We start from the raw sequence: 12971 nt of genomic DNA on the forward strand, positions 1-12971 counted from the left end.
GGTCATCATATACATAGATAACAATTAAAATTGCCCAATGGCATCCCTTCATATTTTGGCGTCTATCTGTTATTGCGGTAGCCCATAACCATCAAGAGCATTTTGTATGATCAGTCGAGTTATACAGGGACAAACTGAGCCGGAAGATAATGCGCTATTTGGCATAGATAAAGAGCTAACTACATATCATGATGAGATGGACATCACCTGTATTTGTGTAATTGAGCAGTGCTCAGAGCTCAAGAAGGTTTTAAGTATGTTAGAAAATCAGTCTCTATGCCCTATGGAAGTTGTGATATGCCACCCACCCTCACTACAGTGTGATGTATCTCAACAAGCAAGTTTTACAGTGCGTCTATTACCTTTTGATTTTCCGATGAATTTGAGTACTCAGACGCCAGAACGGTTGGCATTAGCAATTAATTGTGACTATGTCGTTGTCTGCTCAGAAGCGTGTGCTTGGATATCGAATGAGTGGCTTAGTTTGCAACTCTATTATTTAAAAAATAATAAATTAGACGCGATAGGGGGGGTCCAAGGCGGTGCCTTTGTGTCAGCAGAATCCTGTTCTTATATGCAAAGTAACACTTTTTTCTGCACAAAAGAGTTCTTTTTAGCAAAACATCATGCACAAGATAAGCAGCTTGGCTTTGAGGTGAAGCCGAACCAATACAGTGAACACAGCATCCAGTCCCAAGCGGTGCAGGCGCACATATCATCAGATTGACTCAATACAGGAAATACATTGTTAGAACGTGATACAACCGCATATCGAGCGACAGAAAAGAGAATGTACCGAACAAGAAATATACTTTCACTGTTCATGTCTATGTTAAGCATGATGTTTTTAGTCCCAGAAATAAGAGCTGAGGAAGTACCTGCACTTGAAAGTCAGGTATTTGACCGTGCTTTCTTTGAGCAGTACCACCCACAAACAGCCTTGGATATGATTTATCGCTTGCCTGGTTTTTCATTTCAGAATACGAGTTCTGCGCGTGGCTTTGGCGCGAATGTTGGGAATGTTTTAATTAATGGCGCTCGCCCAGTTGTTAAATCTGAAAAACTCAGCAACGTGTTAAATCGTCTGCCAGCTGCTTCTGTACAACAGATCCGAATTTATCGGGGGAGTCAAATTCCGTCAGTTGCGGCCGGTAACGCAGTGGTTGCTGATGTGATTTCGCTTGATTTAGAAACATCGGAAATGTGCAAGGGGAGCTAGTGCAGTTTCATGACGGCAGTATAAAGCCAAAAGTCGCATTGCAATTAACAACGCCATTGTTGGGGTGGGAGGCATCACTGGGTATTCAAGCAAATAATACCCCTGGTTATCGCACTGCACTAATCACACAGCGAGATGAGCAAAAAAAAGTCATCGCAAAAGCTTCGGAAGTGCTCGATGAATCCACGAAAGAGTTTAAATTGACGGCTCAATTGAGCCAAATAGATACAGACACTGAAACTATGCTGACAAGCAAAGTGAGCCGTGAAAAGTATCTGGGTGAAACTGCTAGATATGATGATATGCAGTCAAGTACTGAAGCGCTGCATTTAATTCGAGAACTTGAAGTAGAAAATACAACGGATATTGTAGAGCTAGGTATAGATTGGCTCATTAAACGGGCGAGTCATCGGTGGCAAAATATGGTTATTTGGGTCATTGAAGACAAAACATTTGCCAACAAAGATGCCTTTTTTCCGACTGCGCTTGCTCACTCTACATGGCATCAAAATGAGTTGAAAACAGAACTCATATTGAGAAGCAGCATTGAACTATCTCCAATAGGTCACTTCACACCTCAATTTGGTATTGAGTTAGTAGAGAACAGAATGCAATCATCGGTATTACAATCTGGCGAGCATAATATGGACCGTACTGATGTCAGTGAGCTCAGAGCTGAGCTATTTGGCAGTGTCAGTTATCAAGTGAATGAGAGCCTCACCAGTGAAGTGGGGATAACTTATGAAAGCTCACGTATTGATGTATCTGCACAAGAAAACAGTGAGCAATCCCTCTCTTTTTTGAAGCCAAGACTCAAGGCAGACTGGCAGCTTGCAGAAAACCAAAGCCTAAGTACTGCGGCTGAACATCGCGTGGGCCAGCTTGATTTTTCGGATTTTGCACGTAGCGTTGACCCGTTAGATGAAAGAGGTCAAGCTGGGAACACGCAGTTACGCCCGCAACAGACCACCGAAGTCTCAGCGCAGTATCAGTGGTATTTTTCAAAACGCAGCAATTTGAAAGTAGAGTTACTGTATCAATGGCGAAAAGATGTGTTGGAGCACATCGCGATTACGGACACCAGCAGTGCGATAGGCAATGCAGGGGATGGAGAGTATTGGGGCAGTACGATAGGCTTAGCGATTGACTTAGCCCCCATTCTAGATAATGCGCTCTTTGAGGTGTCCTATGAGCATACTAATTCACATTACAGCAATCCACATGGGCGCAGTGAACGGTTAAGCAACTACTTAGATGATTGGCTGTGGATGCAGTTCCGTCATGATATCCCGCACCTCAAAAGTTCATGGGGGCTCGAGTATTGGGGGGATTATACAGAACCGGTTTACTATCCATATGAAACGCTGATTGTGCATGGCAATAAACGATTGAAAGGGTTTATTGAATCGTCTTGGATTCATCGTTTTAAAGTACGTTTTGAAGTAACGCATATGAATACCGGTCGATTTAGACGTGAACGTACTTTTTATGAACAAGCAATAATATCTGGTTATGAAGTAGCTGACCGTACGCATAAAGCGGACTATCGCTTGTCAGTATGGTACAACTTTTAGATAGGGTGTTTTTATAAAACAAATAATATCATTGACTTATGTTTGTTAAATAGAAAATAAGAATACCTTCACTGTTTCTTCATGGTAGATAACATGGCCACTACGCACACTGCGTAGCGAGTGACTTAAATTAACCAGAAATGGAAAAGGATATGTGTACTATGAATGCCATTAAAAAACTTACCACTTTGACTTTATTGACTTTGTCAGTGAGCAGCTGTGCAGCAACCCAACAAACAAATGTAGTAACGTCTGATTTTACATATCCAAATGGTGCACGATATGCTGTGTCATTGACCTTTGATGATGCACGAAATAGTCAAGTCGATGTCGGTATTCCCATTTTAGATAAGCATAATGTGAAAGGGACTTTTTATGTAAATCCAAAATTTGTTGATGAGCGATTGGATGGCTGGAAAAAAGCCGCAAAAAATGGGCATGAATTAGGTAATCATACGAGTTCTCATTTGTGCACAGGCAACTTCGCATGGCTAAGAAAAGATGATCTGGGGCTTGAGCAGGTTGACTTAGCCTGGTTAAGACAAGATATTGAAGCCACAACGACCTACATGAAAGAGAAACTCGATGTCGAACCGCGCTCATTTGCATACCCTTGCGGAAACACTTTTGTTGGTCGGGGCAAAGAAGTAAAAAGCTATGTGCCGCTCATTGCCGAGCTATTTAAAACTGGACGTACTTGGCTAGATGAGACGGGGAATAATCCAACTTATACCGATTTTGCACAGCTGGCTGGCAATCGAATGGACGGGATGAGCTTTGTAGAAATTAAAGCGCTGCTAGATATGCTTAAAGAAAATAATAAATGGATTATTTTAGCTGGGCATGAAGTCGGGAAAAAAGGCCTTTATACCACGGATAAAGCAGCCTTAGATGCGCTGATTGTCTACTTAAAAGACCCCAAAAATGGATATTGGTTGGCAACGGTCGATGAGATTGCAACCTACATTGAAAAGCATAGATAAATCAATGTGTGGCTATTTTTTAAACTGTAACAAAGGTTTAAAATTTATTCATTAGACTTGTTTTCCGCTTCACCGCCCTCATATGAAAGAAGACGGTGATAGCAGATATGGCAAATTGATAAATTAATTAAAAATTGAACTATCTTTGGCTGAACTTTGCTGTTACAATTCCCCGCCCTTGAAAGACGAAAGCTTCGTTTTTTGAGTGGAATTTAATCTAAATGCTTAGGTTTTATACAAAATCTAAGTAAATGTTAACTACACCGGAGCATAGACAATGATCCAAATGCAAACTCAGCTGGACGTTGCTGATAACAGCGGCGCTCGCAAAGTGCAGTGTATTAAAGTCCTTGGTGGTTCGCACCGTCGCTACGCGCGTGTTGGTGACATCATTAAAGTTTCTGTTAAAGAAGCTATTCCTCGCGGCAAAGTGAAGAAAGGTGATGTTAAAAACGCAGTAGTAGTGCGTACTAAAAAAGGCGTTCGTCGTCCAGACGGCTCTTTAATCCGTTTCGATAGCAATGCGGCTGTTATCTTAAATGATAGCCATCAGCCAATTGGTACTCGTATCTTCGGCCCTGTGACGCGTGAACTACGTAACGAAAAGTTCATGAAAATCGTTTCACTAGCACCAGAAGTACTATAAGGAGTCGATCATGGCAGCAAAAATCCGTCGTGATGACGAAGTAATCGTACTAGCCGGTAAAGACAAAGGTAAGCGCGGTAAAGTGCTTTCAGTTGTAACTGAGACTGGTCGTGTATTTGTTGAAGGCGTAAATATCATCAAGAAACACCAGAAGCCTGTACCACAACTACAGCAAGCTGGCGGTATTGTTGAGAAAGAAGCGTCTGTCGACGTATCAAATGTAGCGATTTTCAATGCCGAAACTGGCAAAGCAGATCGTGTTGGTTTTAGATTTGAAGACGGTAAAAAAGTCCGTTTCTTCAAGTCTACTGGCAAAACTATTTAATAGTTGGAGTAGACGATGGCGAAACTGCATGAAGTGTACAAAGACAAAGTAGTAAAAGAGCTTTTTGAAAAGTTCGGTTACAGCTCTGTCATGCAAGTCCCTCAGATCGAGAAGATCACACTTAACATGGGTGTGGGCGAAGCCCTAGCTGACAAGAAAATTCTAGAAAATGCTGTTGCAGATCTAGAAGCAATCTCTGGTCAGAAGCCTCTAGTGACTAAAGCACGCAAATCAGTTGCTGGCTTTAAGATCCGTGAAGGTTACCCAATTGGCTGTAAAGTAACCCTACGCGGCGAGCGTATGTGGGATTTCCTTGAGCGTTTAGTCTCAATCGCGATGCCACGTATTCGTGACTTCCGCGGTGTTAGCGCAAAGTCTTTTGACGGTCGCGGTAACTACTCTATGGGCGTACGTGAGCAAATCATCTTCCCAGAAATTGATTATGATAAAGTAGACCGTGTTCGCGGTATGGATATCACAATCACTACTTCTGCGAAAACAGATGATGAAGGCCGTGCGTTATTAGAAGCGTTCAACTTCCCATTCAAAAAGTAAGGGTAGGGTTATGGCAAAGAATTCAATGAAAGCGCGTGACGTAAAACGTGCTAAATTAGTTGCACAGTACGCAGAAAAGCGTGCTGCACTTAAAGCTATCATCAGCGATGTTAAAACATCTGATGATGAGCGTTGGGACGCGGTATTAAAGCTTCAGTCTTTACCGCGTGATTCTAGCCCTTCACGTCAACGTAATCGTTGTAACATTACGGGCCGCCCACATGGTTACCTTCGCAAGTTCGGCCTAAGCCGTATCAAAGTTCGCGAAGCAGCTATGCGCGGTGAAATTCCTGGCCTTAAAAAGGCTTCTTGGTAATAGAATCACGGGAGTAAGACATGAGCTTGCAAGATCCAATCGCGGATTTGTTTACACGCATCCGTAACGGTCAGTCTGCGAAGAAGGTAGAAGTAACAATGCCAACTTCAAAGCTGAAAGTAGCTGTTGCTGACGTACTGAAAAACGAAGGTTTCATCACTGGTTATTCAGTATCAGGCGACGTAAAAGCAGAATTGACTATCGAACTTAAGTACTTCGAAGGCAAAGCTGTTATCGAAAGCATCCAGCGTGTTAGCCGCCCTGGTCTACGTATCTACAAGAAACGTGACGAATTACCGAAGGTAATGGGTGGTCTAGGTATCGCTATCGTATCAACTTCTAAAGGCCTGATGACAGACCGCGCTGCGCGTACCGCTGGTGTTGGTGGTGAAATCATTGGCTTTGTAGCTTAATCGGAGGGGAACTATGTCTCGTATTGCGAAGGCTCCTATTGCTGTTCCTGCCGGTGTTGAAGTTGCAATTAACGGCCAGGAAATCAAAGTTAAAGGTAAAAACGGTGAATTGACTCGCGTTCTTAACGACGCAGTTGAAGTTGTTCTTAACGACAACGTTATCACTACAGCACCTCGTGAAGTAGCAAATGCTTGGGCTCAAGCTGGTACTGCACGCGCTCTGATCAACAACATGATCATCGGCGTTAACGAAGGTTTTGAAAAGAAACTACAACTAGTCGGTGTTGGTTACCGTGCTGCAGTTAAGGGTAAAGTTTTAGACTTAACTCTTGGCTTCTCACACCCAGTGAACTTCGAGATCCCAGCGGGTATCACTATCGAAGCTCCAAGCCAGACTGAAATCGTTGTTAAAGGCGCAGACAAGCAGCTAGTTGGTCAAACTGCTGCAAACATCCGCTCATACCGTGAACCAGAGCCTTATAAAGGTAAAGGTGTACGTTACGCTGATGAGCACGTGCGTCGTAAAGAGGCTAAGAAGAAGTAAGGTAAGACGATGGATAAGAAAACAGCTCGTCTACGTCGTGCTAAGCGCACTCGTAGAAATATTATCGAACAAGGCACAACGCGTCTTGTTATCCACCGCACGCCACGTCACATATACGCTCAAATCGTAAACGTTGAGGGTATTGTACTGGCTGCTGCTTCTACTGTTGAAAAAGCAATTGCTGAAACAGTTAAAGGCACTGGCAACATCGAAGCTGCACAAGCAGTTGGTAAAGCAGTTGCTGAACGCGCGGCAGACAAAGGCATCGAAAAGCTTGCTTTTGACCGCAGTGGCTTTAAATATCACGGCCGTGTGAAGGCGCTTGCTGATGCAGCGCGTGAAGCCGGTCTGCAATTCTAGGAGTAGACAATGGCTAACGTAGAAGCAAAGCAACAACAGCCTGATTTGGCTGAAAAGCTAATCGCGGTAAACCGTGTGTCTAAAGTGGTTAAAGGTGGTCGTATCTTTAGCTTCACTGCACTAACTGTAGTTGGTGATGGCGCAGGTAAAGTAGGTTTTGGTTACGGTAAAGCACGCGAAGTTCCAGCTGCGATTCAAAAAGCAATGGAAAAAGCACGCCGTAACATGGTAAATGTTGATCTTAACGGTCACACGCTACAGCACCCAATCAAGGGTCGCCACGCGGGTTCTAAAGTATACATGCAGCCTGCATCTGAAGGTACAGGTATCATCGCCGGTGGTGCGATGCGTGCAGTACTAGAAGTAGCTGGTGTACAGAACGTACTTTCAAAAGCATACGGTTCTACTAACCCGATCAACATCGTTCGCGCAACAATTTCTGCTCTAGAGAACATGAACTCTCCAGAGAAGATCGCTGCGAAACGTGGTCTTAGCGTAGATGAAATCTTGGGGTAAGAAACCATGGCAAACACAGTTAAAGTAACACAAGTACGTAGCTCAATCGGTCGTTTACCGAAGCATAAAGCTACATTACGTGGCCTTGGTTTACGTCGTATCAACCATACTGTTGAGCTAGAAGATACTCCAGCAGTACGTGGTATGATCAACCAAGTTTCTTACATGGTTAAGGTTGAGGGCTAATTCGATGCAATTGAATACACTTTCTCCTGCTGCAGGTTCAAAAACTGCTGGTAAGCGCGTTGGTCGTGGTATCGGCTCTGGTCTAGGTAAGACTGGTGGTCGTGGTCACAAAGGTCAAAAGTCGCGTTCTGGCGGTAAAGTACGTGTTGGTTTTGAAGGCGGTCAAATGCCTATGCAACGCCGTCTACCAAAGTTTGGCTTCACTTCACGCAAATCACTAGTATCTGCTGAAGTTAACCTTTTCGAAATCGCGAAGGTTGAAGGCGACGTGGTAGAGCTAAGCACACTACAAGCAGCTGGTATCGTTAAGAAGAACATTCAGTTCGTTAAAGTTGTTAAATCTGGCGAAGTTTCACGCGCAGTTACTGTTAAAGGCATTAAAGTGTCTAAAGGTGCTCGCGAAGCTATCGAAGCTGCCGGAGGCAAGGTAGAAGACTAAGGAAGTACACTATGGCTAAACCAGGTCAAGATATGCAAAGCGCACAAAGTGGGCTTGCGGAGTTGAAGCGCCGATTACTATTCGTATTGGGTGCCATCATTATTTACCGTTTAGGTTCATTCGTGCCTATCCCTGGGATTGACGCCGCTGTACTTGCCGAGTTCTTCGAGCAACAAAAGGGCACCATCTTTGCCATGTTTAACATGTTCAGTGGTGGTGCGCTTGAGCGTGCATCTGTACTTGCGCTGGGTATTATGCCTTATATCTCAGCCTCGATTATCATGCAGCTATTAACGCACATACATCCTGCGATGATAGAGCTGAAAAAAGAGGGTGAGCAAGGTCGTAAGAAGATCAGTCAGTACACGCGTTACGGTACGCTCGTGCTTGCTACAATACAGTCGATCGGTATCGCAACTAACCTGCCAAATATGATGCAAGGCTTGGTTGTGAATCCTGGTTTCGGTTTCTACTTCACCGCAGTGGTGAGTTTAGTAACTGGTACTATGTTCCTGATGTGGCTGGGCGAACAAATTACAGAACGTGGTATCGGTAACGGTATCTCAGTACTGATATTTGTTGGTATTGTAGCTAACCTGCCGTCTGCAATCGGTTCGACAGCAGAAATGGCGCGCCAAGGCGATTTGAATGTCTTTATCTTAGCACTTATTGCGTTTATCGTTGTCGCGGTAACTTACATGGTAGTATTCTTTGAGCGTGGTCAACGTCGTATTGTCGTTAACTATGCGAAACGTCAGCAAGGCCGTCAGGTTTTTGCAGCGCAGAGTACGCACTTACCATTGAAAGTGAACATGGCAGGGGTTATTCCACCAATATTTGCTAGCAGCATCATTCTGTTCCCTGGTACAATTGCAAGCTGGTTCGGCCAAGGTGAAGGTCCACTTGCTGATGCACTACAAGCAGTGTCAGCTGTGTTGACCCCAGGTCAGCCTCTGTACGCAATGGTACTAGCCGCAGCGATTATTTTCTTCTGCTTTTTCTACACAGCGTTGGTGTTTAACCCACGTGAAACAGCAGATAATTTGAAAAAATCTGGCGCATTTATTCCAGGTTATCGCCCAGGTGAGCAGACGTCTAAATACATTGATAAAGTGATGACACGCCTGACATTGGCAGGTGCAATGTACATTACCTTTATCTGTCTGGTGCCCGAGTTTATGACCATGGCATGGCAAACGCCATTCTACTTCGGCGGTACATCAATTTTGATTATCGTTGTTGTTATCATGGACTTTATGGCACAAGTACAGACTCATTTGATGTCACATCAATATGATTCTGTGCTGAAAAAAGCAAACCTTAAAGGCTACGGCCGATAGGGTCTGTTACGGAGTTGAGTTATGAAAGTACGTGCTTCCGTTAAGAAAATTTGCCGTAACTGTAAAGTTATCAAACGTGCTGGTGTAGTACGTGTGATCTGCAGTGAGCCTAAGCACAAGCAAAGGCAAGGCTAAGAAATCTAGTCGTGCAGGCTAAGTTAATCACTTAGCCTGTTTCATTGGTAAAACTTGAATGTCGGTTGGGTATCCTGTACGGGCTTTCCAACAAGATGATAATCAGGTTTATTTATAGGAGATATGTTAGTGGCCCGTATCGCAGGCATTAACGTTCCTGACCATAAGCATGCTGTTATTGGTTTAACAAGCATCTATGGTGTAGGTAAAACTCGCGCTAAGGCTATCTTAGCTGCGACAGGTATCGCTGAAACTACTAAAATCGGCGAGTTAAACGACGAAACTCTTGACATCCTTCGTGAAGAAGTTGGCAAGTACACTGTTGAAGGTGATCTTCGTCGTGAAGTAACACTAAACATCAAACGTCTTATGGACCTTGGTTGTTTCCGTGGCTTACGTCACCGTCGTTCGTTACCACTACGTGGTCAACGTACTAAGACTAACGCGCGTACTCGTAAGGGTCCACGCAAGCCTATCAAGAAATAAGGTGGGGTAAGTTATGGCAAAAGCACCAATTCGTCGTAAAAAGGTCAAAAAGCAAGTTGTTGACGGTATGGCTCACGTTCATGCTTCTTTCAACAACACTATTGTGACCATCACTGACCGTCAAGGTAATGCTCTTTCTTGGGCGACTGCGGGTGGTTCAGGTTTCCGTGGTTCTCGTAAGTCTACTCCGTTCGCTGCACAGGTTGCTGCTGAGCGCGCAGGTACTGCTGCACAAGAGTATGGTCTTAAGAACCTAGAAGTATTCATTAAAGGTCCAGGTCCAGGCCGTGAGTCTGCTGTACGTGCATTGAATGCTGCTGGTTTCCGTATCACAAACATCACTGACGTGACGCCAATCCCACATAATGGTTGTCGTCCACCGAAGAAACGTCGCGTATAATTAATAGGTTAGGAGAAAGAACATGGCAAGATATTTGGGCCCTAAGCTCAAGCTGAGTCGTCGTGAAGGTACTGACCTGTTCCTTAAAAGCGGCGTAAGAGCAATTGACTCTAAGTGTAAACTAGAAACAGCACCTGGTCAGCACGGCGCACGTAAAGGTCGTCTATCTGACTACGGTTTACAGTTACGTGAAAAGCAAAAAGTTCGTCGTATCTACGGTGTACTTGAAAAGCAATTCCGCAACTACTATAAAGAAGCTGCTCGCCTTAAAGGTAACACAGGTGAAAACTTGTTACAGCTTCTAGAGCAACGTCTAGACAATGTTGTATATCGCATGGGTTTTGCAAGCACACGTGCTGAAGCACGTCAGCTAGTAAGCCACAAAGCGATTATGGTTAATGGTCGTGTTGTGAACATTCCTTCTTTCGTTATTACTCCAGAAGATGTAGTAGTAATCCGTGAGAAGTCTAAGAAGCAAGCGCGTATCATCGCTGCTCTAGAGTTGGCTGAGCAACGCGAAAAGCCAACTTGGATTGAAGTTGACGGTAAGAAAATGGAAGGTACTTTCAAGCGCCTACCTGAGCGTTCTGATCTGTCTGCGGACATTAATGAACAACTAATCGTCGAACTTTACTCGAAGTAAAGTTAAGAGTTAAGAGAGGATAAAATGCAGGGTTCTGTAACCGAATTCCTAAAACCAAGATTAGTCGATATCGACGCTATCAACTCAACCCGTTCTAAAGTAGTTTTAGAGCCTCTAGAGCGTGGCTTTGGTCACACTTTAGGTAATGCTTTACGTCGTATTCTTCTTTCGTCTATGCCGGGTTGTGCTGTGACAGAAGTAGAGATCGACGGTGTATTACACGAGTACAGCGCGAAAGAAGGCGTACAAGAAGACATCATTGAAATCCTGTTAAACCTTAAAGGTTTAGCAGTTACTTTAGAAGGTAAAGATGAAGTTTTCCTTACCCTGACTAAGTCTGGTGTAGGCCCTGTGACTGCGGCTGACATCCAGCACGACGGCGATGTAACAATTGCTAATCCTGAGCACGTTATTTGTCACTTAACTGCTGACAATAGCGATATCAGTATGCGTATCCGTGTTGAGCGCGGTCGTGGTTATGTTCCGGCGTCAAGTCGTTTATCCTCTGATGACGATGAGCGTCCAATTGGTCGTCTGTTGCTAGATGCATCATTCAGTCCAGTTGAGCGTATTGCGTACTCGGTTGAATCAGCCCGTGTTGAGCAGCGTACTGACTTAGATAAACTAATTATCGATATGGAAACTAATGGCACACTAGATCCTGAAGAAGCGATCCGTCGTGCATCTACAATCCTAGCTGAACAGCTAGAAGCGTTTGTAGACTTGCGTGATGTTTCTGAGCCAGAAGAAAAAGAAGAGAAGCCGGAGTTTGATCCGATTCTACTTCGTCCTGTTGATGATTTAGAGCTAACGGTACGTTCTGCAAACTGTCTGAAAGCCGAGCAAATTCAATATATCGGTGATCTGGTACAGCGTACTGAGGTTGAGCTTCTTAAGACGCCAAACCTTGGTAAGAAATCTCTAACAGAGATTAAAGACGTGCTAGCTTCTCGTGGTCTTTCTCTAGGCATGCGTCTAGAAAATTGGCCACCTGCAAGTCTAGCTGAATAATCAGATTACTATATTAGTTTAGTTAGAAGGATAGGGTCATGCGCCATCGTAAGAGTGGTCGTCAATTAAACCGTAACAGCAGCCATCGCAAAGCGATGTTCAGCAACATGGCTGGTTCTTTGGTGAAGCACGAAATCATCAAAACAACTTTGCCTAAAGCGAAAGAGTTGCGCCGTGTAATTGAGCCTTTAATCACACTGGCTAAGACTGACAGCGTAGCAAACCGTCGTTTAGCGTTTGCTCGCACGCGTGATAAAGAAGTAGTTGGTAAATTGTTCTCTGAGATCGGTCCACGTTTCGCGGATCGTCCAGGTGGTTACACTCGTATTCTTAAGTGTGGCTTCCGTACAGGTGACAATGCACCAATGGCTTATATTGAACTACTTGATCGCCCAGTTGCGACTGAAGAAGTTCAAGAAGACGCGCAGTCTGCAGAGTAAGTCTTTATAAGACACGAGAAAGCCGAGCATTAGCTCGGCTTTTTTGTTTTTAAAAACTCCTATTATCACAGTTTTTCTAAAATCCTTTCTTAGCATTAAGCACGGCAGCATAATATTCCTCCCTTTATTAGCTTATATAGCTAATAAAAGAACGAAACCGCTATGATAAAAGGTCTGGTTTGTACTTTTAATGTACAAAAAATGGAGGTTTAGTTTGTTTTTTATTCGAAATGCGTGTTTTTATAAGTTTTTTATAAAAAGTACTTGATCCAAATTCAGATCTCCCTATAATGCGCACCCACTGACACGGAGCAACACGCACAAAAGCAAGAAGCAAAGTGAAGGTTAAAGCCAAACTGAAAGCTTAATTGAAAATAAATTAAATTTTCTAGTTGACTTTAAAAGTGAAGCGGTTAATATGGCGCTCCACTTCGCAGCAG

Annotated in this window: 21 protein-coding genes; all 21 read left to right on the forward strand. The window is 43.8% G+C overall.

Annotated features, from left to right (window positions below):
* Window positions 1-106: 106 nt before the first annotated feature.
* The 21 genes from L1077_RS22765 to rplQ all read left to right on the forward strand — a co-directional run bounded on the left by L1077_RS22765 (window position 107) and on the right by rplQ (window position 12531).
* Window positions 107-727: a hypothetical protein gene (locus L1077_RS22765; protein WP_237139143.1), complete on the forward strand. Its 621-nt coding sequence runs from the start codon at window positions 107-109 to the stop codon at window positions 725-727.
* Window positions 728-745: 18 nt separating this feature from the next.
* Window positions 746-1219, forward strand: coding sequence for a Plug domain-containing protein (locus L1077_RS22770; RefSeq protein WP_237139144.1), 474 nt, complete (start codon window positions 746-748; stop codon window positions 1217-1219).
* Window positions 1219-2793 (forward strand): TonB-dependent receptor domain-containing protein, encoded by a 1575-nt coding sequence (locus L1077_RS27650; RefSeq protein WP_237139145.1) that lies wholly within the window; start codon window positions 1219-1221, stop codon window positions 2791-2793. The genes L1077_RS22770 and L1077_RS27650 overlap by 1 nt, the downstream gene beginning before the upstream one ends.
* 152 nt (window positions 2794-2945) lie before the next feature.
* A complete protein-coding gene (locus tag L1077_RS22780; RefSeq protein WP_237139146.1) occupies window positions 2946-3776 on the forward strand; it encodes a polysaccharide deacetylase family protein in 831 nt (276 codons plus the stop codon).
* Window positions 3777-4053: 277 nt separating this feature from the next.
* The gene (rplN, locus tag L1077_RS22785; protein ID WP_039611414.1) at window positions 4054-4422 is read left to right on the forward strand and encodes a 50S ribosomal protein L14; all 369 of its coding nucleotides are present in this window, start codon (window positions 4054-4056) and stop codon (window positions 4420-4422) included.
* A gap of 10 nt (window positions 4423-4432) precedes the next feature.
* Complete coding sequence (gene rplX / locus L1077_RS22790; protein ID WP_023401269.1) at window positions 4433-4747, forward strand: 50S ribosomal protein L24; 315 nt, start codon at window positions 4433-4435, stop codon at window positions 4745-4747.
* Window positions 4748-4762: 15 nt separating this feature from the next.
* On the forward strand, window positions 4763-5302 hold the full coding sequence (rplE, locus tag L1077_RS22795; RefSeq protein ID WP_010386945.1) for a 50S ribosomal protein L5: 540 nt from the start codon (window positions 4763-4765) through the stop codon (window positions 5300-5302).
* 10 nt (window positions 5303-5312) lie between these two features.
* Complete coding sequence (rpsN, locus tag L1077_RS22800) at window positions 5313-5618, forward strand: 30S ribosomal protein S14 (RefSeq protein ID WP_023401268.1); 306 nt, start codon at window positions 5313-5315, stop codon at window positions 5616-5618.
* A gap of 20 nt (window positions 5619-5638) precedes the next feature.
* Window positions 5639-6031, forward strand: coding sequence for a 30S ribosomal protein S8 (gene rpsH, locus L1077_RS22805; protein ID WP_046357859.1), 393 nt, complete (start codon window positions 5639-5641; stop codon window positions 6029-6031).
* Window positions 6032-6044: 13 nt separating this feature from the next.
* Window positions 6045-6575: a 50S ribosomal protein L6 gene (rplF, locus tag L1077_RS22810; RefSeq protein ID WP_023401266.1), complete on the forward strand. Its 531-nt coding sequence runs from the start codon at window positions 6045-6047 to the stop codon at window positions 6573-6575.
* Between the two features lie 9 nt (window positions 6576-6584).
* On the forward strand, window positions 6585-6935 hold the full coding sequence (rplR, locus tag L1077_RS22815; RefSeq protein ID WP_023401265.1) for a 50S ribosomal protein L18: 351 nt from the start codon (window positions 6585-6587) through the stop codon (window positions 6933-6935).
* Window positions 6936-6944: 9 nt separating this feature from the next.
* On the forward strand, window positions 6945-7451 hold the full coding sequence (gene rpsE / locus L1077_RS22820) for a 30S ribosomal protein S5 (RefSeq protein ID WP_023401264.1): 507 nt from the start codon (window positions 6945-6947) through the stop codon (window positions 7449-7451).
* 6 nt (window positions 7452-7457) lie between these two features.
* Window positions 7458-7637, forward strand: coding sequence for a 50S ribosomal protein L30 (gene rpmD / locus L1077_RS22825; RefSeq protein WP_010378276.1), 180 nt, complete (start codon window positions 7458-7460; stop codon window positions 7635-7637).
* A 4-nt stretch (window positions 7638-7641) separates the two neighbouring features.
* Window positions 7642-8076, forward strand: a complete 435-nt coding sequence (gene rplO / locus L1077_RS22830) for a 50S ribosomal protein L15 (RefSeq protein WP_039611416.1) — start codon at window positions 7642-7644, stop codon at window positions 8074-8076.
* A gap of 11 nt (window positions 8077-8087) precedes the next feature.
* Complete coding sequence (secY, locus tag L1077_RS22835) at window positions 8088-9416, forward strand: preprotein translocase subunit SecY (RefSeq protein WP_023401262.1); 1329 nt, start codon at window positions 8088-8090, stop codon at window positions 9414-9416.
* Window positions 9417-9437: 21 nt separating this feature from the next.
* Window positions 9438-9551 carry a 50S ribosomal protein L36 gene (gene rpmJ, locus L1077_RS22840; RefSeq protein WP_002959476.1) on the forward strand — a complete coding sequence of 38 codons (114 nt, stop codon included), beginning with the start codon at window positions 9438-9440 and terminating at the stop codon, window positions 9549-9551.
* Window positions 9552-9680: 129 nt separating this feature from the next.
* Window positions 9681-10037 (forward strand): 30S ribosomal protein S13, encoded by a 357-nt coding sequence (gene rpsM / locus L1077_RS22845; RefSeq protein ID WP_010378282.1) that lies wholly within the window; start codon window positions 9681-9683, stop codon window positions 10035-10037.
* A 13-nt stretch (window positions 10038-10050) separates the two neighbouring features.
* A complete protein-coding gene (gene rpsK, locus L1077_RS22850) occupies window positions 10051-10437 on the forward strand; it encodes a 30S ribosomal protein S11 (RefSeq protein ID WP_010386935.1) in 387 nt (128 codons plus the stop codon).
* 22 nt (window positions 10438-10459) lie between these two features.
* A complete protein-coding gene (rpsD, locus tag L1077_RS22855) occupies window positions 10460-11080 on the forward strand; it encodes a 30S ribosomal protein S4 (protein WP_039611418.1) in 621 nt (206 codons plus the stop codon).
* 24 nt (window positions 11081-11104) lie between these two features.
* Window positions 11105-12091 (forward strand): DNA-directed RNA polymerase subunit alpha, encoded by a 987-nt coding sequence (locus L1077_RS22860; RefSeq protein WP_023401260.1) that lies wholly within the window; start codon window positions 11105-11107, stop codon window positions 12089-12091.
* A gap of 38 nt (window positions 12092-12129) precedes the next feature.
* On the forward strand, window positions 12130-12531 hold the full coding sequence (gene rplQ, locus L1077_RS22865; protein ID WP_237139147.1) for a 50S ribosomal protein L17: 402 nt from the start codon (window positions 12130-12132) through the stop codon (window positions 12529-12531).
* Window positions 12532-12971 lie beyond the last annotated feature (440 nt).

Origin of the sequence: Pseudoalteromonas luteoviolacea (assembly GCF_021654285.1) — a bacterium.
Lineage (GTDB): Bacteria > Pseudomonadota > Gammaproteobacteria > Enterobacterales > Alteromonadaceae > Pseudoalteromonas > Pseudoalteromonas luteoviolacea_J.